Source organism: Clostridium chrysemydis (assembly GCF_015234215.1).
GTDB classification, from domain to species: Bacteria; Bacillota; Clostridia; order Clostridiales; family Clostridiaceae; genus Clostridium; species Clostridium chrysemydis.
The window spans coordinates 829,767-854,108 of sequence record NZ_JADEKP010000001.1; the positions used below are offsets into that span (position 1 = coordinate 829,767).

The 24,342-nt window shown below is 29.3% G+C and carries 25 protein-coding genes and 1 riboswitch; of the genes, 23 read left to right on the plus strand and 2 right to left on the minus strand.

Annotated elements, in window-relative coordinates; all coding sequences use genetic code 11:
* Nucleotides 1-63: 63 nt before the first annotated feature.
* Nucleotides 64-2,241, plus strand: coding sequence for a DNA topoisomerase III (locus INR60_RS04075; protein WP_194190197.1), 2,178 nt, complete (start codon nt 64-66; stop codon nt 2,239-2,241).
* Between the two features lie 34 nt (nt 2,242-2,275).
* Here the strand turns inward: INR60_RS04075 and INR60_RS04080 are convergent, their stop codons facing one another.
* The gene (locus INR60_RS04080; RefSeq protein ID WP_194190198.1) at nt 2,276-4,762 is read right to left on the minus strand and encodes a cation-translocating P-type ATPase; all 2,487 of its coding nucleotides are present in this window, start codon (nt 4,760-4,762) and stop codon (nt 2,276-2,278) included.
* A gap of 214 nt (nt 4,763-4,976) precedes the next feature.
* Here INR60_RS04080 and INR60_RS04085 point away from each other — a divergent pair, with 214 nt between their 5' ends.
* Both INR60_RS04085 and INR60_RS04090 read left to right on the plus strand, forming a co-directional pair.
* The gene (locus INR60_RS04085) at nt 4,977-6,125 is read left to right on the plus strand and encodes a double-cubane-cluster-containing anaerobic reductase (protein ID WP_194190199.1); all 1,149 of its coding nucleotides are present in this window, start codon (nt 4,977-4,979) and stop codon (nt 6,123-6,125) included.
* A gap of 12 nt (nt 6,126-6,137) precedes the next feature.
* Nucleotides 6,138-6,896 carry an acyl-CoA dehydratase activase gene (locus tag INR60_RS04090; RefSeq protein WP_194190200.1) on the plus strand — a complete coding sequence of 253 codons (759 nt, stop codon included), beginning with the start codon at nt 6,138-6,140 and terminating at the stop codon, nt 6,894-6,896.
* Between the two features lie 8 nt (nt 6,897-6,904).
* On the opposite strand, the gene INR60_RS04095 is transcribed toward INR60_RS04090, so the two are convergent.
* The gene (locus INR60_RS04095; RefSeq protein ID WP_194190201.1) at nt 6,905-7,756 is read right to left on the minus strand and encodes a patatin-like phospholipase family protein; all 852 of its coding nucleotides are present in this window, start codon (nt 7,754-7,756) and stop codon (nt 6,905-6,907) included.
* 133 nt (nt 7,757-7,889) lie between these two features.
* Between INR60_RS04095 and yaaA the strand changes: the two genes are divergently transcribed.
* The 20 genes from yaaA to INR60_RS04195 all read left to right on the plus strand — a co-directional run bounded on the left by yaaA (nt 7,890) and on the right by INR60_RS04195 (nt 24,294).
* Nucleotides 7,890-8,651 (plus strand): peroxide stress protein YaaA, encoded by a 762-nt coding sequence (yaaA, locus tag INR60_RS04100; RefSeq protein WP_194190202.1) that lies wholly within the window; start codon nt 7,890-7,892, stop codon nt 8,649-8,651.
* A gap of 211 nt (nt 8,652-8,862) precedes the next feature.
* Complete coding sequence (locus tag INR60_RS04105; protein WP_194190203.1) at nt 8,863-9,075, plus strand: hypothetical protein; 213 nt, start codon at nt 8,863-8,865, stop codon at nt 9,073-9,075.
* A 126-nt stretch (nt 9,076-9,201) separates the two neighbouring features.
* Nucleotides 9,202-10,080, plus strand: coding sequence for an NAD-dependent epimerase/dehydratase family protein (locus INR60_RS04110; RefSeq protein ID WP_194190204.1), 879 nt, complete (start codon nt 9,202-9,204; stop codon nt 10,078-10,080).
* Between the two features lies 1 nt (nt 10,081).
* Nucleotides 10,082-10,582, plus strand: coding sequence for a flavin reductase family protein (locus tag INR60_RS04115; protein WP_194190205.1), 501 nt, complete (start codon nt 10,082-10,084; stop codon nt 10,580-10,582).
* A 95-nt stretch (nt 10,583-10,677) separates the two neighbouring features.
* Nucleotides 10,678-11,091: a DUF3592 domain-containing protein gene (locus INR60_RS04120; RefSeq protein ID WP_194190206.1), complete on the plus strand. Its 414-nt coding sequence runs from the start codon at nt 10,678-10,680 to the stop codon at nt 11,089-11,091.
* 48 nt (nt 11,092-11,139) lie between these two features.
* A riboswitch (purine riboswitch) is annotated at nt 11,140-11,241 on the plus strand.
* A 73-nt stretch (nt 11,242-11,314) separates the two neighbouring features.
* On the plus strand, nt 11,315-12,709 hold the full coding sequence (locus tag INR60_RS04125; RefSeq protein ID WP_194190207.1) for an NCS2 family permease: 1,395 nt from the start codon (nt 11,315-11,317) through the stop codon (nt 12,707-12,709).
* 373 nt (nt 12,710-13,082) lie between these two features.
* Nucleotides 13,083-13,535, plus strand: coding sequence for a MarR family winged helix-turn-helix transcriptional regulator (locus tag INR60_RS04130; RefSeq protein ID WP_194190208.1), 453 nt, complete (start codon nt 13,083-13,085; stop codon nt 13,533-13,535).
* Nucleotides 13,536-13,546: 11 nt separating this feature from the next.
* The gene (locus tag INR60_RS04135) at nt 13,547-14,524 is read left to right on the plus strand and encodes a beta-ketoacyl-ACP synthase III (protein WP_194190209.1); all 978 of its coding nucleotides are present in this window, start codon (nt 13,547-13,549) and stop codon (nt 14,522-14,524) included.
* A 57-nt stretch (nt 14,525-14,581) separates the two neighbouring features.
* On the plus strand, nt 14,582-14,806 hold the full coding sequence (gene acpP / locus INR60_RS04140) for an acyl carrier protein (RefSeq protein ID WP_194190210.1): 225 nt from the start codon (nt 14,582-14,584) through the stop codon (nt 14,804-14,806).
* 87 nt (nt 14,807-14,893) lie between these two features.
* Nucleotides 14,894-15,832: an enoyl-[acyl-carrier-protein] reductase FabK gene (gene fabK, locus INR60_RS04145; RefSeq protein WP_194190211.1), complete on the plus strand. Its 939-nt coding sequence runs from the start codon at nt 14,894-14,896 to the stop codon at nt 15,830-15,832.
* Nucleotides 15,825-16,763, plus strand: a complete 939-nt coding sequence (gene fabD / locus INR60_RS04150; protein ID WP_194190212.1) for an ACP S-malonyltransferase — start codon at nt 15,825-15,827, stop codon at nt 16,761-16,763. Before fabK ends, fabD begins: the two co-directional genes overlap by 8 nt.
* A 16-nt stretch (nt 16,764-16,779) precedes the next feature.
* Nucleotides 16,780-17,520, plus strand: a complete 741-nt coding sequence (gene fabG / locus INR60_RS04155; RefSeq protein WP_194190213.1) for a 3-oxoacyl-[acyl-carrier-protein] reductase — start codon at nt 16,780-16,782, stop codon at nt 17,518-17,520.
* A 10-nt stretch (nt 17,521-17,530) separates the two neighbouring features.
* Nucleotides 17,531-18,772: a beta-ketoacyl-ACP synthase II gene (fabF, locus tag INR60_RS04160; protein WP_194190214.1), complete on the plus strand. Its 1,242-nt coding sequence runs from the start codon at nt 17,531-17,533 to the stop codon at nt 18,770-18,772.
* Nucleotides 18,773-18,784: 12 nt separating this feature from the next.
* Nucleotides 18,785-19,258, plus strand: a complete 474-nt coding sequence (gene accB, locus INR60_RS04165; RefSeq protein WP_194190215.1) for an acetyl-CoA carboxylase biotin carboxyl carrier protein — start codon at nt 18,785-18,787, stop codon at nt 19,256-19,258.
* A gap of 3 nt (nt 19,259-19,261) precedes the next feature.
* Nucleotides 19,262-19,681 carry a 3-hydroxyacyl-ACP dehydratase FabZ gene (fabZ, locus tag INR60_RS04170; RefSeq protein ID WP_194190216.1) on the plus strand — a complete coding sequence of 140 codons (420 nt, stop codon included), beginning with the start codon at nt 19,262-19,264 and terminating at the stop codon, nt 19,679-19,681.
* A gap of 9 nt (nt 19,682-19,690) precedes the next feature.
* On the plus strand, nt 19,691-21,043 hold the full coding sequence (locus INR60_RS04175) for an acetyl-CoA carboxylase biotin carboxylase subunit (protein ID WP_194190217.1): 1,353 nt from the start codon (nt 19,691-19,693) through the stop codon (nt 21,041-21,043).
* Nucleotides 21,036-21,905, plus strand: a complete 870-nt coding sequence (accD, locus tag INR60_RS04180; RefSeq protein WP_194190218.1) for an acetyl-CoA carboxylase, carboxyltransferase subunit beta — start codon at nt 21,036-21,038, stop codon at nt 21,903-21,905. The genes INR60_RS04175 and accD overlap by 8 nt, the downstream gene beginning before the upstream one ends.
* Nucleotides 21,898-22,713, plus strand: coding sequence for an acetyl-CoA carboxylase carboxyltransferase subunit alpha (locus INR60_RS04185; RefSeq protein WP_194190219.1), 816 nt, complete (start codon nt 21,898-21,900; stop codon nt 22,711-22,713). The genes accD and INR60_RS04185 overlap by 8 nt, the downstream gene beginning before the upstream one ends.
* A 171-nt stretch (nt 22,714-22,884) precedes the next feature.
* Nucleotides 22,885-23,868 (plus strand): DUF4003 family protein, encoded by a 984-nt coding sequence (locus INR60_RS04190; RefSeq protein WP_194190220.1) that lies wholly within the window; start codon nt 22,885-22,887, stop codon nt 23,866-23,868.
* A 12-nt stretch (nt 23,869-23,880) separates the two neighbouring features.
* A complete protein-coding gene (locus INR60_RS04195) occupies nt 23,881-24,294 on the plus strand; it encodes a HutP family protein (RefSeq protein ID WP_194190221.1) in 414 nt (137 codons plus the stop codon).
* The last annotated feature ends 48 nt before the right edge of the window (nt 24,295-24,342 follow it).

Here is a 24,342-nt window from a genome sequence, read left to right on the forward strand (position 1 = left end):
ATTTTTTTGTTTTAATATTATGTTATAATACTAATTAAAGTTACTTAAAGAAAGAGGAAGAATATGAAATCATTAGTTTTAGCAGAAAAACCTTCTGTAGGAAGAGATATAGCAAAGGTTTTAAAATGTAATAAAAATAAAGGAAGTTTTATAGAAGGTGATAAATATATAGTTACTTGGGCACTTGGACATTTAGTAGGACTTCAAGACCCAGAAAGATATTCAGATAAATATAAAAAGTGGAGTATGGAAACGCTACCTATGCTTCCAAAGCATATGAAAATTGAAGTTTTAAGAAAAACATCAAAACAATATAACGAAGTTAAAAAGCTTTTATTTAGAGAAGATGTAAAAGACATTATAATAGCAACTGATGCTGGTCGTGAAGGAGAATTAGTTGCAAGGTGGATTTTAGAAAAAGCACATTCTAATAAGCCTATTAAAAGACTTTGGATTTCATCTCAAACTAATAAAGCAATATTAGATGGATTTAACAACTTAAAAGATGGAAGACTTTATGATAATTTATTTAAAGCTGCAGTATGTAGAGCTGAGGCTGATTGGTTAGTTGGATTAAACGTAACTAGAGGATTAACTTGTAAATACAACGCTCAGCTTTCAGCGGGTAGAGTTCAATCTCCGACTCTAAGCCTTATAGTAAATAGAGAAGAAGAAATTAAAAACTTTAAACCAAAAGAGTACCATACTATAAATATAAAATCAGATAAATGTAATTTTACATGGGTAAATAAAGATAATAATGGAAGAATATTTGATTTGGATTTTAGTAAAAGATTGGAAAATAAATTAAAAGGGTCAAACATTCAAATAGTTAACGTAAATAGTAAGGATAAAAAGGCTTATCCTAAAGCGTTATATGATTTAACTGAACTCCAAAGAGATTGTAATAGACTTTATGGATTTTCAGCAAAGCAAACACTTAATGTTATGCAAAGGCTATATGAAAATTATAAAGTTTTAACTTATCCTAGAACGGATTCTAGATTTGTAACTACAGATGTAGTAGGAACTTTAAAAGATAGAGTTAAAGCTGTGGCAATAGGTGAATATAGAGGGGTTTGTGAAAATATATTAAGAAGTGATATCAAAGGAAACAAAAGCTTTGTAGATAACTCAAAGGTTTCTGACCACCACGCTATTATTCCAACTGAAGAAAGAGGGAATTTAGCTCTTTTAAGCTTAGATGAAAGAAGAGTGTATGATTTAATAGTTAAAAGATTTTTAAGTCACCTTATGAGTGCATACACTTATGTTGAAACTACTTTAGAAGGTGAAATTAATGGAGAAAGAGTAATCGCTAAAGGAAGAGTTGAAAAAGAAAAAGGTTGGAAAAGACTTTATGATAGAGTAGATGAAGAGGATTCTTTAGAAGATATAAAAAATCAAACTCTACCAATTATAAACAAAGGTGATGAAATAAACGTTAAAGAAATAGAAGTTAAAAAGAATCATACAAATCCACCTTCAAGATTTAACGAAGCTACGCTTTTATCAGCTATGGAAAATCCACAAAAGTATATAAGTGTAGATAAAGAATCAGCAAAAACTCTAAATCAAACTGGAGGTCTTGGAACTGTTGCTACAAGAGCTGATATTATAGAAAAATTATTTAATTCTTTTGTAATTGAGAAAAAGGGTAAAGATATCTATCCAACATCTAAAGGAAGGCAACTTATAGATCTAGTACCAGAAGATTTAAAGTCACCACTTCTTACAGCAGAATGGGAAAGAAGACTTGAATCTATAAGCAAGGGAAAAGAAGATTCAAATATGTTTTTAAAAGAAATAAGAAACTATACAGTTGCTTTAGTTCAAAACATAAAACTTGATGAAAATAAGTTTAAGCATGATAATCTAACAGGTAAAAAATGTCCAGAGTGTGGTAAATATATGCTTGAAGTTAAAGGAAAGCAAGGAAAAATGTATGTTTGCCAAGACAGAGAGTGTGGACATAGAGAAAATATTTCAAGAATTACAAATGCAAGATGCCCAGAATGTAAGAAAAAATTAGAACTTAGGGGCTTTGGGGAAGGTAAAATATACGTTTGTCCTGGAGCTAATTGTAACTTTAGAGAAAAAGAATCTGTATTTAAAAAGAGATTCGATAAAAAAGGAAAAGTAGATAAAAGAGAAACAAATAAAATAATGCAAAAAATGAAAAAAGAAGCAGAAGCTGATATTAATAATCCATTTGCAGCGCTTTTAAAAGATTTTAAATAAAAAAATAGACACCAATATATATTGGTGTCTATTTTTATTTTCTTTTATTATTATATAATTTTACTATTTCAAACCAAGCTGTTGAAATAAATCCAATAAACGCTGCTAATAAAAATTCATTTAAACTTAAATAGGTAGTTTTAAATATTGAATGGAAGTAAGGCACATATATAATTGATAGTAAAATTAATATAGAGATGATGTTTATATAAAATCTTGCTTTATTTTGTTTTTCTTTAAAAATACTAAAAATGTATTTAGTGTTTGACCTATTAACTAAAACTAAAAATATATTAGCAATTATTAAAACAACTAATGAAAATGTTCTAGAAAAGTCTTCACTAGCACCAGAATTTATCAGATAATAAAAAGGTAAAAATGATGCTAGAAACATTACAGTTCCTTGAATTATAACTTTTATCGCTAAGGATTTAGTTAATAGTGGCTCATCTTTAGGGCGAGGAGGTTTTTCCATAATATATTCTTCTTTTGGTTCGCCTTCAAAAACGATAGAACAAGTAGGGTCTAGTATTAATTCTAAAATAACTATATGAACTGGAAGAAGTATTTGTGGAATATTAAAAATTGGTGCAAACAAAGCTAGCGCCATTATAGGTATATGAATTACCATAATATAGACCATGGCTTTTCGTATATTGTCATAAACACGTCTTCCATCTTCTATAGAATTTACTATTGTAGTAAAATTATCATCCATTAAAATCATATGAGAAGCTTCTTTTGCAGCCTCGGTTCCTCTTTTTCCCATAGATATACCAATATCAGCATTTTTAAGAGCAGGTGCATCATTAATTCCATCACCTGTCATAGCGACAACTTCACCATTTTTCTTAAGAGCATTTACAATTCTCATTTTGTGACTTGGAATTACTCTTGAAAATATATCATAACTTTTCACAGCTTCTTCAAGCTGGGAGTCACTCATCTTATCTATAATATCACCATCTAAAGTTTTAGAATTTGAAGAAAGACCTATTTGTGTTCCTATAGAAAGTGCTGTTTTTGAGTAATCTCCAGTTATCATTATAACTCTAACAGAGGCTTTCTTACAGATGTTTATAGCTTCATTTACAAAAGGTTTTGGAGGGTCTTGAAGTCCTATTAGTCCCTTGAATTCTAAATTATATTCTATTATATCGTTAGCTATTTCCTTAGAATACCCATCGCAAAAAGCTAAAACTCTGAATCCTTTATTTGCCATAGAATCTACTTCTTCTAAAATTTTAGCCTTATTCATTTCATCTAAGTTACAAATATCTAAGATTTTTTCAGGAGAGCCTTTAGATGCTATATAATATCCATTTTGTATTTTATACGCTTTCGCCATTTTTTTAGTTTTTGAATCAAAAGGATAATTTTTAACTAATTTTAAAGAGTAAAAATTATCTAATTTAGTGATTTCTTTTGAAAAATCGAGTATTGCTTTTTCCATTGGATCATATGGATTTATTTCAGAAGATAAAACTAATAATTTTATAAAATCTAAATCATCAACATTTTTTAGGGGGATATTATTAAAATTTTGATAAATTGATGATACCTTCATTTTGTTTTGAGTTATAGTTCCAGTCTTATCAACGCAAAGAACTGTTGTAGATCCTAAAGTTTCAACTGCTGGTATTTTTCTAATTAAAGTATTTTTTTTAGCTAGCCTAAAAGCACCAAGTGATAGAAATACAGTTAAAACCACAGGGAATTCTTCAGGTATTATTGCCATTGCAAGGGTAATTCCAGATAATATACTTTCTATAATGTTATTTGTGTAAATAAATGAAAATATAATAACAGAAACACATAAAATAAGACCTAATATTGCAAGAGTTTTAACAAGCTTTGATACTTTGTTTTGAAGGGGAGTTTTTGATTCTTTAGTATTACTTATAGCAAGTCCTATTTTTCCATACTCTGTATCTTGTCCAATTTTTTCTACCTTAGCTATAGAAGTTCCAAAGATAGCTAAGGTACCTGCATAAAGATAGTATTTTTTAAAGTGATTATTATCTTTTGTATCTTTTGATTTTGGAGTTTTAAATACTCGAAGGCTTTCTCCAGTTAATGATGATTCATCTACAGAAAAATTTGAAGCTTCTAAAACTAGACAGTCTGCAGGGATTCTATCACCTTCAGTTAAATATATAACATCACCTGGCAATAATTCAGTACTATTTATTTTTAAATTTTTACTATTTCTAATTACTGTTACTTTAGGTGAAGTTAAATCTTTTAAAGCCTCCATAGTTTTTTCAGTCTTCCATTCTTGGACAAATGTTATAGTAGCTATAAAAGAAATAAATATAAACATGATTAAAGCTTCTCTAGGCTCCCCTAAAAAAAGATAAATTAGGGAAGTAAAAACTAAAAGTAAAAACATAGGTTCTTTAAAAACGCTTAAAAATTTTTTAAAAGGATTTATTTTAGTAGTTTTAATTAGTTCATTATATCCATACTCTGTTCTTAATTTAGATATTTCCTGGTCGTTTAATCCGGTATAGTTAATCATAAAAAGTTCCTCCTATTCTCAATTAATAATTTTATAATAATTATAATATGCTTAAAAGCCAATAATGTCAACAAAATATCATTAGTATGTATTATCAATTGATAATATAATTTAGTTAAAGTTAAAACTTTACAATTTGTTTAAATAGGTTAATTGTAAATATGTTAACAGAAAGGTATAATTTGTATGTATAAAAGAAAAAGGGGAGTTAATGATGAAATTACAAAAAGATTTACCAACTATTTTTAATGAATTTGGAGAGGTAAGGCGAAATGGATTTATAAAAGCTAAAGAACTTAAAGATCAAGGAGTTCCGCTTATTGGAGTTTTTTGTACTTATTTTCCACAAGAATTAGCGTTAGCTTTTGGCGCACAAACTGTATCACTTTGTGCAAGTTCAGATGAAACTATAAGTGATGCAGAAAAAGATTTACCAAGAAATTTATGTCCATTAATTAAGTCAAGTTATGGATTTGGGAAAACTGATAAATGTCCATACTTTTATTTTTCAGATTTAGTTGTAGGAGAGACAACTTGTGATGGCAAGAAAAAAATGTATGAATATATGAAAGAGTTTAAACCTGTTTCTATTATGGAACTTCCAAACAGCCAAAGTGAGGATGGATTAAAGCTTTGGAAAAATGAAATCGTTAAGATGAAAGAAACTTTAGAAAAAATGTTTAATGTTAGAATATCAGAAGATGATATTAAAAGAGCAATAAAAATTAAAAATAATGAGAGAAAAGCAGTAAAGAAATTTTACGAACTTGGAAAAAAAGACCCTGTAGTTTTAAAGGGGGAAGATATTTTTAAAGTTTTAAATGGAACTACATTTAGCTTTGATAGAGAAAGCATTCCAAACCAAATGGAAGAATTAATTGAGAAGATAGAAAAAGAAAGTTATGAAAATAAATATCCTAAAAAGCCAAGAATACTAATTACAGGGTGTCCTTTAGGAACTGCTACAGAAAAAGTTATTAAAGCGATTGAAGATAATGGTGCTTATGTAGTTGCTTTTGAAAATTGTAGCGGTGCAAAAGCTGTAGAAGATTTAGTCTCAGAAGAAAACCCAGATGTTTTTGAAGCTTTAGCTGAAAAATATCTAAAAATCGGATGTTCTTGTATGACACCAAACCCAAACAGAATAAAATTATTAGATAAAATGATAGATGAATATAAAGTAGATGCAGTTATAGATGTTATATTAACAGCATGCCATACTTATAACGTTGAAACACTTTCTATTAAGAGGTTTGTAAATGATAAAAAGGAAAAGCCATATATGAGTATTGAAACTGATTTTTCTACATCAGATATAGGTCAACTTAATACAAGGATGGCAGCTTTTATTGAAATGCTTTAGGAGAAAAATTTAATGTATACTATAGGGATTGATTCAGGGTCAACAACAACAAAGGGAGTACTTTTTGATGGAGAAAAGATCATAAAAAAAGTAATCATAAAAACTAACGCAAAACCAAAGGAAAGCTTAAATAAAGTTTACGATATGCTCTATAGAGAAGGTGTAAAATATACTGTAACAACTGGTTATGGAAGAAATCTTCTTGGAAGATCTGATAAGTCAGTTACAGAAATAACTTGTCATGCAAGAGGTGCAACCTTTTTAAATTCAAATGTAAGAACAGTGATTGATATAGGTGGACAAGACTCAAAAGCAATACTTCTTGATAGAGATAAAAATGTTGTAGATTTTCTTATGAATGACAAATGTGCAGCTGGAACTGGAAGGTTCATAGAAGTTATGATGAGGATTTTAGAAGAAGATATTGAGAATCTAGATATTTTTACTTTAAATAAAAAACCTGTAAATATAACAAGTATGTGTACTGTTTTTGCAGAAAGTGAAATAATAAGTTTACTTGCAGAAGATAAAGAAAGAGGGGATATAGCCCTTGGAGTTATTAATTCTATCTCTAAGAGAACTGCTAATTTTGTAAGTAGATTAAATATAGAAGGTGATATATTTTTTAGTGGTGGTCTTTCAAAATATGATATATTTAGAAAAACATTAGAAGAGTACTTAAATATAAAAGTTGTAACAGATGATGCGGCTCAATTTGCTGGTGCTATCGGCGCAGCCGTAATAGGATTTAGAAAGATAAAAAATGCTTAGGAATTTTCCTAAGCATTTTTTAAAAATAAATTATTTATTTTTTCTAAATTATTTACACATGCATTATATCCATCTTTATAAGCTTTTTCTAATTTAGTTATATCTTTTTCAAAACTTTCAATAGCCTCGTCTTCTTTAGGCCTTATTATAATAGCCTTCCCCAAACTTTCAAGTTCTTCACAGAATTTAACGGTATCGTTATACATTTTATGTCTATTTAAAAATGAAGCTTTAAGCTTTGGATATTTTCTTCCAACTATCTTAGAAGCTAAAACATTACTTTTGCCTAAAGTTTTTCTATAACTTTTAGGTCTTGTTAAAATAATTAGGTGTTTGTCATTTCCATCTTCTATAGCTTTTTTTATAGGGATTGGGTCTAAAAGCCCACCGTCATAATAGTCATTACCATTTATTTTAATTGCTGGGAAAAATAAAGGGATTGCGCAAGTAGCTCTTAAAGCCATGTTTTTATCATCTCTTATTTTACCATCTAAATATTCGGTTTTCCCAGTTTTTGCATTTGTAACTCCAACTAAAACTCTTCCCTTATAATTTTCTAGAGCGTCAAAATCATAAGGGGAAAGTTTGTTTGGTAATTCATCAAATACAAAATCTAAACCAAATATGCTTTTGCATTTTAAAAAATTTCTAAATCCTAAATATCTTTTGTCGTTCCTATATTTTTTTAGTATTTCTAAATTTCTTCCTTTTTGGTTAGAAAAATAAGAAAAACCATTTGTGATACCGGCAGAAACTCCAATGCAATAAGGAAAAGTTATATTATTATCAATTAAGGCGTCCATAACTCCAGCGCTAAATATAGGTCTAAGAGTTCCGCCTTCTAAAACTAAGCTAACCATACTACCTCCAAAAAAATTATTATAAAATAAAGTATAGACATATTTATTTAAAAATACAATTAATTTATTATTAACTATCTAAAAATGATGCTATAATAAAATATATTAATTAATAGAGGATATTGGAGGAATCATGTTAGTAATATTATCACCTGCAAAGAAGATGGAAGCAAAAAGTATAGATAAAAATATAGGAGAAACTTTTCCTTTGTTCTTAGAAGAAGCAAAGAAGTTAAATAATGAACTTAAAAAGCTAAATCCAGATGAATTAGCTAAGTGTATGAAAATTTCTGATAATATAGTAAATGAAGTGTTTAAATATATTCATAATTTTGATGAAAATGAAAATACTTTTAACGCAGCATTTGGTTATAACGGGGAGGCTTTTAGAGGTCTTAATATAGAATCTTATAATAAAGAAGATTTAGAGTATGCAAATAGTCATTTAAGGATATTATCAGGTCTTTATGGAGTTTTAAGACCATTAGATAAAATTAAAGAATATAGATTAGAAATGGGACTTAAGTATAGTTTTTTAGAAGATGAAAGTTTATATAAATTTTGGGGAGATAAAATAAATAAAAGTTTACTTTGTGATATTAAAAATACTGAAAGTGATATTTTAGTTAATTTAGCTTCTAAAGAATATTCAAAAAGTGCTAAATTAGGTAATTTTAAAAATATAACTGTTATAGAACCTGTATTTAAAGAATTTAAAAATGGAAAATATAAAGTAGTCACAGTTCATGCAAAAAGAGCAAGAGGTCTTATGACTACTTATATTATTAGAAATAGAATAGAAGATATTGAATCTTTAAAAAAGTTTGATTTAGAAGGTTATGTATACAGGGAAGATTTGAGTTCTACTAAAGAACTAGTCTTTACTTTAAATTAGTTTTTTATGCTTTTATCTCTACCTTTTTTTAATTTCTTATAATTATTAAACATCATAAGAACTACAATTAATAAAGGGATTGCGATAACTAAATATAATAAAAATTTCATTAATTCTCACTCTTTTCTAATAAAGTTTATATACTAAATTGTACATTAATATTATAATATATAGAGTATACTATAATAAAGGATTTTAAAAGGAGATACTTATGGAGATAATAATTATATTAAATATAATTATAATTATAGCTATGCTAATATTATTTTTTAAAGCTATGAATATATTTAAAAAAGCTGTAGAAGAAACAGATGAAGAAAAGGTAGAAGTTTTACATAATAGTGCAAAAAAATATATGAAAATATCAATTTGCCTTGCACCTTTAAGTTTTATAATAACTTCATTTTTACTATTTGGTAGATAGAAAAATTACTTTATTAGCTACATAAAGCTAATAAAGTAATTTTTTTTATTATAAATGAAGCAAAATGGTGTTAAAATAATATTAATAGAATAAATATTATTAAAGGTATAAATAAGGGGTGAGGATATGAAAAAAGTATTGGTGTTTGGTGGGACAAGATTCTTTGGTAAGGAATTAGTTAAAGACTTATTACTTATAGGTGACGACGTTACAATATTTACAAGAGGTAATGTGTATGATGAGTTTAATGAAAGTGTAAAAAGGCTAAAGGGTGATAAAAACTCTATTGAAGATTTGAAAAATGCCTTAGAAGGAAAAGAGTATGATGTTGTCTATGACACTATTTCCTATAGTCCAAGTGATGCTAAAAGAATTTGTGAAGTCTTAAAAGGAAAAACAAAAAAGTATATAGTAATATCTTCTGCTGCCGTTTATGATAAAGGTGAAAATCTAAATGAAAGAGACTTTAATCCTCTTAAGTACAATGTAAAATTAGGAGAAAGAGAAGAGTTTTCATATAAAGAAGGTAAAAGGTTAATGGAATCTTATCTTTTTAAAAATGCACCTTTTAAAGTAATGGCTGTTAGATTTCCTGTTGTAATAGGAAAAGATGATTACACAAATAGGCTTAAAACATATGTGAAAAATGTTTATGATGGAGTGAAAATTGGAACTACAAATATAAAACAAAAGATGAATATAATAAGTCAAGGAGAAGCTGGTGTATTTTTAACTTGGCTTAGGGATTTAGATATTACAGGACCTATAAATGCAACTTGTACTGGAGATGTTTCCCTTGAAGAAATATTAGATATTATTTATGATGAGACATCAAAAGACTACAAGTTAGGTAAAAAAGAGAATAATGAAACTTCACCTTATAACGATTATTTAGGTTTAACTATTAGTAATTTAAATATTAAAGAACTAGGTGGATATTTCTTTAAAAATACAAAAGACGAATTAATAGAAAATATTAGAAGATATGCAAAGGAGATAAAATAAAATGAAAGATACATTTACATTTAACCTAGAAGAGAGTATGGATAACCTTTATAAAGGGGGAGCATTTCTAACGGCTTCAAAAGATGGAAAAGTTAATACTATGACGATATCTTGGGGAAGCGTTGGATATATGTTTAGAAAGCCTGTCTTTATGGCTTTAGTTAGAGATTCTAGATATACTAATGAGTTTTTAAAAGATGGGGAAGAATTTACAATAAGTATTCCAAAAGAAGAAGACAACTTAAAAAAAGCACTTAGTATCTGTGGAACTATTTCAGGAAGAGATAACGATAAAGAGTCAAAAGCAAATATTAAGTTTAGAAAATCAAAAAAAACAGATACCCCAGTAGTAGAAGGATGTTCTAAATATTATGAATGCAAGATAATATTTAAATCAGTTGTAGATTTAGAAAATTTAGACAAGGAAATAAAAGAAGCTATATATAAAGGGGAGACTAAAGGTCATAACCTATACTTTGGTGAAATAATAGAAACTTATTAAAACGTGCATTTTGCACGTTTTTTTAGTTAAGGCAGTAGTAACCTATATGTAAATGTTATCATATAATAAACTAAAAAATCAAAGAGGAGATTACTATGGGATTTATAGGATTATTTGTAGTTGGTTTGGTTTTAATTTTAGTATCACTATTTGTATTTTTTAGTAGATTAAAGTTTTATAAAAATGGGAAAAGAATAGTTGGAGAAATAATAGATATAAAAGAATATGATGAACCTATTGTAGATAAATATCATGATGTAACTTTTGTTAAAATATATAAGCCTGTAATTAAATTCGTATCAGATGGAGAAGAAATCACTTTTATGGCAGATAATGAATTTGCAAATGATGAAATAAAATTAGGTGATAATATAACAGTTGTATATGATAAAGGGAAAAGAAATGGTTTATTTTTAGATAGGAAGAGTGATTTTTTAAAATTACCGCTATATATTTTTTTAATAGCTATACTTTTTCTAAGTTTTTCTTTAACATTATATCTTTTATAGGTAAATACCACTTAATACCATACACAATTTAAAAACAATATAGTATAATAATTTAAAAAAGAACAAGCCCATATATATCTGATAATATGGTTCAGATGTTTCTACGAAAAAACCTCAAATTTTTTAACTATGGGTAAATCAAAGTCTTATTTAATTATTAAAGCTAGAGTTGATTTACCTGTAAATCGGCTAGTTTTTTATATAATTTTTTAGGAGGACTTTGATGAAAAACAAACTAGAGAAATTTTTCAAATTAAAAGAAAATAAAACTGATGTGAAGACAGAGATTATAGGTGGGTTAACAACATTTGTAACTTTTGCTTATGCACTTCTTGTTATTCCAAACATATTAAAGATGGGTGGTATGAATGCACAAGGCTTAAAAGGTGATGCAGCTTTAAATTTATCTATGTCAACTGATCCTATAATAGCTTCTGCATTTGCATCAGTTTGCATAGCAGCTGCTGTTGGAACTCTTATTATGGCTTTAAGAGCTAATTTACCATTTGTATTAGCTCCAGGACTTGGACTTGTTTCCTTTTTCTCTTATAATATTTGTTTAAAGCTTAATTTTACATGGCAAGAAGGTCTTGCTGCTGTATTTATTTCAGGAATTTTATTTATAATAATAACTTTAACATCTATTAGGGAAAAGATAGTTTCAGCCATACCTCAAAATTTAAAATATGCAATTACAGCTGGAATAGGACTTTTTATATCATTAATTGGTCTTAAGAGTGGTGGCTTAGTAGTTGCAAGTCCAGGAACTCTTGTAGCTTTTGGGGATTTTAAAGATAAGGCTGTAATTTTAACAATAATAGGGCTAATTATAGGTATTGTTTTAATGGCAAGAAAAGTAACTGGTGCTATGCTAATTAGTATAATAATAACTACCTTAATAGGAATACCTATGGGTGTTACTAATCTTCAAGGTATGCATATATTTTCAATGCCAACTATAGGAGATACTTTTTTTGCAATGGATATAAAAGGTCTATTAACAAGTAATGGTGATGGAGTTTTAGGTGCATTATTAACAGTATTTATGGTTGTAATTACATTAAGTTTAGTAGATTTATTTGATACTATAGGAACTTTACTTGGAACAGCGCAAAGTTCTGGAATGGTTACAGAAGATGGTGATGTAAAGAATTTAAGAAAGGCACTTGAATCTGATGCGGTTGGTACAACTTGCGGTGCAGTTCTTGGAACTACTACTTTAGCAACTGTAGTTGAATCAGCAGCGGGTATATCAGCAGGTGCAAGAACTGGCTTATCAAACGTAGTTGTTTCTATAATGCTTGTATTATCATTATTCTTTAGTGGCCTTGTTGGAATAGTTCCACAAAGTGCAACTGCACCAGCATTAGTTATTGTTGGGATATTAATGATGGGAGCTGTTTCAGAAATAGATTTTAGTGATTTTACAGAAGCTGTACCTGCATTTTTCACAATAGCTATGATGCCATTTACTTATTCAATTGCAAATGGTATTGCTGTTGGTATGATATTTTATCCAATAGTAAAAATAGCAACTGGTAAAGGTAAAGAGGTACATAAAATACTTTATGTATTTGCAATATTATTTATTTTAAGATTTATTTTAATGCCAGATTAATTTTAAATTTAAAAAAGAGAAGGGAAACCTTCTCTTTTTTTATTTTGTAGTAATTTATAAAATTATTATGTAACTTTAAAATAAAATCCTTTAAATAAGCAAATAGTTACGCAGAAGAAAATTAGTTAGTTTAAAAGTTATTTAGCATGGAAGTCTGTAAACACTAGGCTTTAGTGATAATGTAAATTATTAAGAAAAAATAAATAAGTTTGAATATCAAAATATTTAATTGACAAAACACTTTGAATATATTATAGTTTGATTATCAAAGGATTTGATTTATAAAATATTTGACATGGATTGAATTATCAGGTGAAAGGAATTATTATTATAATTAGCTTATTAAATGAACAAAATGGAGGACTTATTTAAAATGGAAAAGAAAAAACAGATATTAAATGAATTATTAGTGCAAATATTTAACGATATACTTCAAATCGAAGAGCAAGCATTAAAGCAAGGGGTTTTAAACGATTTGTCAGTTACTGAGATTCACACTTTAGATGCAATAGGTATGTATTCTGAAAAAACTATGTCAGAAGTTGCTCAAACTTTAAAAATAACAGTAGGAACACTTACAACTGCAATAAACAAACTTATCAAAAAAGGTTATGTTGAAAGAAAGAGAATTGAAGAAGATAGAAGAGTCGTTTTAATAAAACTTACTAAAAGAGGAAAGCTTGCATATAGATTGCATGAAAAGTTTCATAACGATATGATTAATGCAACTATAGAAGGATTATCACCTGAGGAAGAAAAAGTCCTAATATCATCACTTGAAAGATTAAATGAATTCTTTAAAGTCGAGTATAATTTAAAAGATTAAGGAGAAAAAATATGAAAGAAGTAAAGATAAGTAGCATAGGCGCATATTTACCTCCCAAAATCGTAACAAATAACGATTTGAGTGAACTTGTAGAAACTAACGATCAATGGATAGTTGAAAGAACTGGAATAAGTGAAAGAAGAGTTTCAACTGGTGAAAATACTTCAAACATTGCTCTTGAGGCTTCTAAGATAGCCTTAGAAAGAGCAAATTTAAAAGGAGAAGACATTGATTTAATTATAGTAGCTACAATAACTCCTGATTCATTTACACCTTCTGTTGCGTGTATGGTCCAAAAAGAAATAGGTGCAAAAAAAGCAACAGCTTTTGATATAAATGCTGCCTGTACTGGATTTATTTATGCATTAGAAGTATGTATGGGTTTACTAAAGTGTGGAAAGTATAATAAGGCATTAGTAGTTGGTGCAGAAACTCTTTCAAAAATAGTAGACTGGACTGATAGAAGAACTTGTGTTTTATTTGGAGACGGTGGAGGAGCTTGCATAGTAGAAGCAGTAGCTAGTGATGAAAAAGGTATAATAAATACATTTACTATATCAGATGGTGAAAAAGGAGATGCTTTAGTATCAAACGCCATTGATGTAATAAACCCATTTGTTAAGGATAAAGAAATAAAAAATAAGTATATACAAATGAATGGGCAAGAGGTATTTAAGTTTGCAACTCGCGCTATGGTAGACTCTATAATTAATGTAGTTAAAGATACGGGAGTAGATATATCAGATATAAAATATATTATTCCACATCAAGCAAACGTTAGAATTATTGAATATGCAGCTAAAAAACTTAATTTAGATAAAGAAAAGTTTTATATAAATTTAGAAAAAGTAGGTAATACATCATCAGCATCAGTGCCAATAGCACTAAATGAATGTTTTGAAAAAGGATTACTTAAAAAAGGAGACAAAATCATATTAGTTGGTTTTGGTGGAGGATTGACTTGTGGTTCAATCCTAGTAGAATGGTAAAAAGCTAAGAAAGCTTTAAATAAAAAAATAAATTTAAATTTTTTGGAGGTAACAAAAATGATATTTGAAGAAATAAGAGAAGTAGTATGTGATCAATTAGGAGTAGAGGAAAGTGAAGTAACTCTTGAAACAACATTTGAAGATTTAGGAGCAGATTCATTAGACTTATTCCAAGTTGTTATAGAAATAGAAGAAAAATACGGAATACAATTAGAAAATGCTGAAAATATTAAGAGTGTAAAAGATGCTGTAGATTACGTTAAAGCACAAAAAGGCGAGTAATTATAGATCTTTTAAAATATTTAAAAATCGGGCTCTTAAAGAACCCGATTTTAATTATATTTTTAAGTAATTTTAGGAGGAACTTTTATGAAAAATAGAGTTTGTGAAATGTTAAATATAGAATATCCAGTGCTGCAAGGGGGGATGGCATGGATTGCTGATGCATCACTTGCTGCAGGAGTAAGCGAAGCTGGAGGGCTAGGACTAATAACAGGTACAGCTCCAATTGAATGGATAAGAGATGAGATAAGAAAAGCAAAAAAGTTAACTAATAAACCGTTTGGAGTGAACATAATGCTTATGTCGCCTCATGTTGACGAAGTAGCAAAATTAGTTTGTGATGAAAAAGTTCCTGTAGTAACAACTGGAGCTGGAAGCCCAGGAAAGTATATGGATATGTGGAAATCACACGGAATAAAAGTAATACCGGTTGTTGCATCAGTAGCACTAGCTAAAAGAATGGAAAAGTCAGGTGCAGATGCGATAATAGCAGAAGGAACTGAATCAGGAGGGCACGTTGGACAGTTAACAACTATGTCACTAATTCCTCAAGTTGTAGACTCTGTAAAAATTCCAGTAATAGCAGCTGGTGGAATAGCAGATGGAAGAGGAGTTGCTGCATCTTTAATGCTTGGAGCAGAGGGCGTTCAGCTTGGAACTAGATTTTTAGTTGCAAAGGAATGTACTGTTCATCAAAACTACAAGGACAAAGTTTTAAAAGCGAAAGATATAGATACTGATGTTACTGGTAGAGCAACTGGTCATCCTGTAAGAGTATTAAAAAATAAATTATCAAGAGAATTCCAAAAGCTTGAAAAAAGTGGTGCTTCAGTTGACGAACTTGAAGAACTTGGGAAAGGTACTTTACCCCTTGCTGCAGTAACTGGAGATATTATAAATGGATCAGTTATGGCAGGTCAAATAGCAGGACTTGTAACTAAAGAAGAATCTTGCAAAGAAATAATAGAAGATTTAATAAATGGAGCTAAAAAGGTTATAGATAATTTTGGAGGATTAAATGATTAAAGATAACGTAGCATTTTTATTTGTAGGTCAAGGTAGTCAAGAAGTAGGAATGGGAAAAGATTTTTATGAAAGCATTCCAAGATGCAAAGAAATATTCTTAAAATCTAGTGAAATATTAGATATGGATATGGAAAACTTAATGTTTAACGGGACAGATGAAGAACTTAAAAAAACTGAAAATGCACAGCCGGCAATTCTTTTAGCATCAATCCTTGCTTTAGAAGGATTAAAAGAAGCTGGGATTTATGGAAAGTACACAGCCGGACTAAGCCTTGGTGAATATGGTTCTTTAATTTACGGTGGTGCAATATCTTTTGAAGATGGTTTAAAGCTTGTAAAAGAAAGAGGAAAAATAATGGGAAGCTCCCTTCCTAAAGGACTTGGGAAAATGGCAGCTATCCTTAAATTAAATGAAGAGAAAACAAAGGAATTATTAAATAGATGTAGTGAATTTGGAATTATCGAAGGTGCAAATTATAATTGCCCAGGTCAAATTGTAGTATCAGGTGAAAATAAACCTGTAGAAGAAAGTGTTAATATAGCTAAAGAACTTGGTGGTATGGGAATATTACTTAATGTAAGTGGACCTTTTCATAGCTCACTTTTAGAAGAGGCTAGTTGTGATTTTATGAAAGAATTACAAAATGTAGATTTTGTAGATGAAGATAAAGTCATCTATTCAAACGTTAAAGGTTTACCTTATGAAAAAGGTGACAATAAAAGAGAGTTATTAAAAAATCACATAAAAAGCCCAGTCTTATTTGAAAAAACTATTAGAGATATGTTAGATAAAGGTGTCGATACATTTATAGAAATCGGCCCTGGAAAAACTCTAAAAGGGTTTGTAAAAAAAATAGATAGAAAAGCAAAAGTATTTAATGTTTATGATGTTAATTCTTTAAATGAATGTATAGATGCATTTAAAGAATAAATAATAGGAGGTTTATATGTTAAAAGGTAAATGTTCTGTAGTTACAGGAGCTTCAAGAGGAATTGGAAGGGCTATAGCTAAAAGATTAGCAAAGGCAGGTTCAAATATTGTTATAAATTATAGAAGTAGTGAAAAAGAAGCTTCAGAATTAAAAAATGAATTAGAAGATATGAACGTAGAAGTTCTTGTATATAAATGTGACATTCAAAATATAAATGAAGTATCAGATATGCTTAAAGCTGCAAAAGAAAAGTTTGGAAAAATTGATATTATGGTAAATAATGCTGGAATAACGAAAGATACCTTACTTTTAAGAATGAAAGAAGAAGATTTTGATAGTGTTATTGATGTAAATTTAAAAGGGGTATTTAATTGTTTAAAAGAAATTACTCCAATTATGGTTAGACAAAAGAGTGGAAAGATTATAAATCTTTCATCTGTAATTGGACTAATTGGAAATGCAGGTCAAGTAAATTATGCTGCATCAAAAGCTGGAGTAATTGGAATGACAAAGTCATTAGCAAAAGAAGTTGGTAGTAGAGGTATTACTGTAAATGCGGTAGCACCAGGATTTATTCAAACAGACATGACTAATGATTTAAATGATAAGTATAAAGACGAAATAAAGAAAAACATACCACTTAGAAGATTAGGAGAAGCGGAAGATGTTGCAAACTTAGTAGCATTTTTAGCTTCAGAAGAGTCATCATATATAACAGGTCAGGTTATAAATGTAGATGGCGGAATGGTAATGTAGAGGTGAAATTATGGATAGAAGAGTTGTAGTTACAGGAATGGGAGCATTAACTCCTATAGGAAATAATGTAAGTGATTTTTGGAATAACGCAAAAGCTGGTAAATTAGGAATAGATTACGTTACTTTGGTAAATAAGGATGAAGTTTCTGTTAAAATAGCAGGTGAAGTTAAAGACTTTGATCCAACAGAGTATTTAGATAGAAAAGAAAGTAAAAGATTAGATAGATTTTGTCAATTTGCTTTAGTTTCAGCTAAAGAAGCTATAGAATCAGCTAATTTAGACTTAGATAATATGGATAAAGAAAGAATAGGAGTTATTGTAGGATCTGGTATTGGAGGGTTTCAAACTATAGAAACAGAAATCTCTAAAATGGCAGGAGGAAGCTCAAGAAGGGTTTCACCATTTTTTATTCCTATGGCAATAATTAATATGGCAGCTGGAAATATCTCTATTAAATATGGTTTAAAAGGACCTTCAACATCAGTAGTTACAGCTTGTGCTACAGGTACAAATTCAATAGGTGAAGCTTTTAGACAAATTAAGCATGGTTATGCAGATGTAATGTTAGCTGGTGGAGTTGAGGCTCCAATAACTAAAATAGGTATAGAAGGTTTTGCAAGTTTAAAAGCACTAAATTCTTCTAATGATCCTAAGAGAGCATCTATTCCTTTTGATAAAGAAAGAAGTGGATTTGTTATGGGAGAAGGTGCTGGAATTCTTGTTTTAGAATCTTTAGAATCTGCTAAAAAAAGAGGTGCTAAAATTTTAGCTGAGGTTGTTGGATATGGAAGCACTTGTGATGCATACCATATAACTTCACCAGACCCAGATGGAGAGGGTGCTGCAAGAGCTATGCTAGAAGCTATTAATGAAGCAAATATAGAAAAAGAGGAAGTTTCTTATATTAATGCACACGGAACATCAACTCCATTAAACGATAGATTCGAAACGGCTGCAATTAAAAAAGCATTCGGTGAATATGCTTATAAAATCCCAGTTTCATCAACAAAATCGATGACAGGGCATTTACTTGGGGCAGCAGGTGCTATTGAAGCGATAATTTGCGTAGAATCACTTTTAGAAAACTTTGTTCCACCTACTATCGGTTTAGAAGAAAAAGATGAAGATTGCGATTTAGATTATGTAAGCACAGGTGGAAGAGATGAAGAAGTTAATTATGCTTTAACAAACTCATTAGGTTTTGGTGGACACAATGCTACTTTACTATTTAAAAAGTGGAGCGAAAACTAGGAGGATTTAAAAATGAATATAAATGAAGTAAAAGAATTAATTAATCTTATAAATGATTCAGATTTAGCATATTTTGAATTAAATAATTCAGAGATATCATTAAAAATGGATAAATCAATGAATAGAAGTGAAAGTTTTAAAGAAGTTAAAAGTTTAGAGCTTCCTTTAGTTAAGACGAATGACAAAGTTTTAAATGAAGTAAAGGAAGTTAAAGCAAATGATATTACTCCTAAAGAAGAAAAAGGCGGGAAAATAATAACTTCACCTATGGTTGGAACTTTTTATGCAAAAGCTTCTCCGGATTCTGATCCATTTGTAACTTTAGGGGCTAACGTAAATAAAGGTGATGTTATCTGCATTATTGAAGCTATGAAACTTATGAATGAAATAGAAAGTGAAAGTAATGGAAAAATCACTGAAGTTTTAGTTGAAGATGGCGATATGGTTGAGTTTGGAACTCCACTTTTTAGAATTGAGGAGGCTTAATAAATGTTAAATATTAAAGAGATTAAAGAAATACTACCACATAGATATCCATTTCTTTTAGTAGATAGAATAACTGAACTTAATGAAGAAAAAGTTGTAGGTTATAAGAATGTAACAATAAATGATAATTTTTTTCAAGGGCATTTTCCAGAAGAACCTGTAATGCCAGGAGTTTTAATTCTTGAAGCTATAGCACAAGTAGGTGCAGTTGCAATTCTTAGCAGAGAAGAATTTAAAGGAAAAATTCCTTTCTTTGCTGGGGCTGATAAAGTAAAATTTAGAAAACCTGTAGTTCCAGGAGATAAATTAGAACTTAGCTGTGAAATAGTTAAACTAAGAGGAAAAATAGGCATAGGAAATGGTGTAGCAACTGTAGATGGAAAGAAAGTTTGCGAAGCTCAAATTATGTTTGCAATAGGATAGGTGAAAATTATGTTTAAAAAGGTACTAATAGCAAATAGAGGTGAAATAGCAGTTAGAATAATAAGAGCGTGTAGAGAACTTGGAATTCAAACTGTAGCTGTTTATTCTGATATAGACAAAGAAGCACTTCATACACAAATAGCTGATGAGGCTGTATGTATAGGAGGAGCTCTTGCAAAAGATAGTTATTTAAATATAACTAATATACTTAGTGCATGTGTTCTTACAGGTGCCGATGCAATTCATCCTGGATTTGGCTTTCTTTCTGAAAATGCTAAATTTTCTAAGATGTGCAAGGAATGTAATATAAAATTTATAGGTCCAGACTATGAGTCAATTGAACTTATGGGTAATAAAGCGCGTGCTAGAGAAGTAATGAAGAAAGCAGATGTACCAGTAGTACCAGGGTTTGAAGGGACTATTGAAAGTGAAGATCATGCTCTAGATATAGCAAAGGAAATAGGGTATCCAGTTATGATAAAGGCTGCAGCAGGTGGAGGCGGTAAAGGTATTAGAATCGCTAAAGATGATGCAGAATTTTTAAAGGGATATAAAACTGCAAAAGCAGAATCAAGTGCATGTTTTGGGGATGACACTTTATATATTGAGAAGTTCGTAGAAGAACCAAGACATATAGAATTTCAAATATTAGCAGATGAATATGGGAATGTAATACATTTAGGAGAGAGAGAATGTTCTCTTCAAAGAAAAAATCAAAAGGTTTTAGAAGAAGCACCATCTTCAGTTTTAAACGAAAAAACTAGAGAAGAGATGGGCGAGATTGCAAAAAGAGCGGCTAAAGCAGTTAATTATAAAAATGCAGGAACAATAGAGTTTTTATTTGATAAAGATAATAACTACTACTTTATGGAAATGAATACTAGAATTCAAGTTGAACACCCTATAACGGAGATGATTACAGGTGTAGATATTGTTAAGGAGCAGATAAAAATTGCAAGTGGAGAAAGGCTAAATCTAACTCAAGATGATATTAAAATAACAGGTCATGCGATTGAGTGTAGAATTAATGCAGAAGATCCATTTAATGATTTTAGACCTTGTCCTGGGGTGATAGATGAGCTTTATTTACCAGGAGGACTTGGAATTAGACTAGATTCAGCTGTTTATTGTGGATATAAAATACCTCATTGCTATGATTCTATGATAGCAAAACTTATAGCCTACGGAGAAAATAGAGAAGAAGCTATAATAAAAATGAAGAGAGCCCTTAGTGAATTTGGTGTAGGTGGCGTTAAAACTAATATAGAATTTCAATATTGGATTTTAGAACTAGAAGAATTCTTAAGAGGAGATTATGATACCTCTTTTTTAGGAAAGAAGTTGGTGACTAGAAATGCTTAAAGATTTGTTTTCAAAAAAGAAAAAATATGCAACTATAAAAGGTAATACAGAATCTTTAGAAAACAAACCAAATATTCCGTCTGGTATGTGGACTAAATGTGAAGATTGCCACTCTATTATTTATCATGAAGATTTAGTAAGTAATAATTATGTTTGCAAAAAATGTAATTATCACTTTAAACTTAGGGCAAAAGAAAGAATTAATCTGTTTTTTGATAAGGATAAATTTACTGAATATGATAGATATTTAAGAACTAAAAATCCATTAGATTTTGAAGGATACGAAGAAAAAATAACTAAAGCTTTAAAAAGCACAGATAGTCTAGAAGGTGTGGTAACTGGAGTTTCTTATATAAATGGAATAAAGGTTTGTACTGCCGTTATGGATAGTTATTTTATGATGGGAAGTATGGGAACTGTTGTAGGAGAAAAGATAACTAGGATAGTAGAACTTGCAACTAAAGAAGAACTTCCTTTAATCATATTTACAACATCAGGTGGTGCAAGAATGCAAGAGGGAATACTATCTCTTATGCAAATGGCAAAAGTTAGTGCTGCACTAGCAAGGCATAGTGAAAAAGGTTTATTAAATATAACGATCCTAACACACCCTACAACTGGTGGGGTTACGGCATCTTTTGCTATGGAAGGCGATATTATTTTAAGTGAGCCTAGAGCTTTAGTTGGATTTGCAGGAAGAAGAGTTATAGAAAATACAATAAAAGAGACTCTTCCAGATGATTTTCAAACTGCTGAGTTCTTACTTCAAAAAGGATTTGTAGATAAAATAGTAGACAGAAATAATTTAAGAACTTATGTATATAAAATACTTAAAATACATGGGGGATGTGGATATGAATAGAGCAAGAATTAAAACAATTTCTTCATTTGAAAAAGTTAATGTTGCAAGACATAAAGATAGACCGACTGGAAAATATTATATAGATAATATAATAGAAGAGTTTATAGAATTTCACGGAGATAGAAACTTTGGTGATGATAAGGCTATTGTAGGTGGAATTGGAATGCTTAATAAAACTCCAGTTACTGTTATTGCAATAACTAAAGGATCAAATACTAAAGAAAATATAGAGTGTAACTTTGGTATGCCAAGACCAGAAGGTTATAGGAAAGCTTTAAGACTTATGAAGCAAGCAGAAAAATTCAAAAGGCCTGTTATATGTTTTATTGATACTCCTGGTGCTTTTTGCGGAGTTGATGCTGAAGAGAGGGGTCAAGGTGCCGCAATTGCAACTAACCTTTTTGAAATGAGTAAGTTAAGAACTCAAATTATATCAGTTATAACAGGAGAAGGCGGAAGTGGAGGGGCTTTAGCTTTAGCAGTAGGTGATTCTATTGGAATGCTTGAACACTCAGTATACTCTATTTTATCGCCTGAAGGATTTGCATCTATCTTATGGAAAGATGGAACGAGAGTAAAAGAAGCTAGTGAAGTTATGAAAATAACAGCGCAAGATTTAATAAATTTTAAAGTTATAGATTTTATAGTAAAGGAACCAAATGGAGGAGCACATAAAAATCCTACTAAAATGGCAACATCTTTAAAAAAGTCAATAACATTAGAATTAGAAAAGTTAAAAGATAAATCAATTGATGATTTATTAGAAGAAAGATATAAAAAGTATAGAAGTTATGGAAGTGATTTTTAAAGAGTGAGGTATTCCCTCACTCTTTTTGTGTAAAGTAAATAACATATGGGGGCTGTGCTAAGTTTTATATAAATTAATAAAGTGTAAATATGTTTATGTTTAACATAGAATAAATTTTAGAAATATTATATAATAAAAAGAAACTATTTATTATTGAGGATGATTAATTAAATGGATATTGAGCTGAAAGAGAAAGTAAAAGTATATATTGAGTTTTTATATGAATTTAAAAAGAACATGAGATGTGATAAAAAAGAAATAGCATCCCTTGGTGCATTGATTTCATCAGAAACTAATGAATCTTTAGATTTTGTTAAAGTTAAGGAGATTAGAAGATATATCAAAGGAAAAACTAAATTTAATTCTCCCTTTAGAGGTAAATTCTCTAAAGTGTTTTCTACTATTATGAATGATAGAGAAGATTATAAAGAGGTTTTTAATAATACTAGATATATTTATGATATGTTACTTCTTGAAGGAATAACCCCTTGTCAAAAACTAATTTATGCTTCATTTTTATTATCAAAGCGTGTTAAAGAAGATGAACTAAAAGACTCTTTAGAAAGGTTTAAAAAGATATTTTCTAAAGTATCAGAAATAGATAATTTAAAAGAATTTAAAAAAGATTATCTTTTAATATCATATTTATCTTTAATGCAAGATTCTTTTATAGACATTTATGAAAACGTGAAATTAATAGATAAATGTTTCGATTTAGCAAACATCAAAGATGTTAGTGATTCGGAATTATTTTACTATACGTTACTTATCTCAGAAGAGGACCCTTCAAAGTTAGAAGGTGAATTATTAGAAAGTAAAATAGAAAAAGCACTAAGAATTAAATGTTTACTTATGAGAGATGATGTTTCCTTTGATAATTATATATACGCTTTAATAGGTCTTGCATCTAACTTTATAAAAGATGAAGATGTTTTCGTAAAAGGAGTAAATAGTATATATAATACGCTCTCGGAAAGTAAAAGATATAAAAAATTTAAAGTTAATAAAACACAGACTTTCAAAACTGCTTTAAATATAGTTTTAGAAAGATATGTTGAATATATTAAAGGTGACATAATAGATATAGAATTTAATAGTGAAAGTTATATTAGGATAATTGAAGAATATGTAATGCTATCTATTGGCATTAAGTAATTGGAGTGTAATATGAAAAATACCAGTGCAGAGGTTGCAAAGATTGCAACAAGAATGGCAATTTCATCAAGGGAAGAAGAAGAGTATTTAAAAAAGAAGTACAAAGAAACAGATGTTTTAGTTACAGCTGTAAATATTGGCGGCAACATAAATGATTCTATAAGTAAAATACTAGAAAGAGCTTTAGTAGCATCTAAAAGAAATGGACTTATAAGAGAAGAACATTTGCACGAGGGAGCGATAATTGGAGCGACAAGAGATGCTCTTATGGATGTTCAAAAAAGGGCAAGTGGACAAAATGTTGGTGGAAAAATAGGAATAGCAAGAGAAGGCGAACATATTTCTGTTTGTATCTTTTTAAGTATAGGGCTTTTACACTTAGATGAAGTTGTAATTGGAATAGGACACAGAGCGATACCGCTATAAAAGGAGATTTTTATCTCCTTTTTTTTTATTTTCACATAAAATATTTAA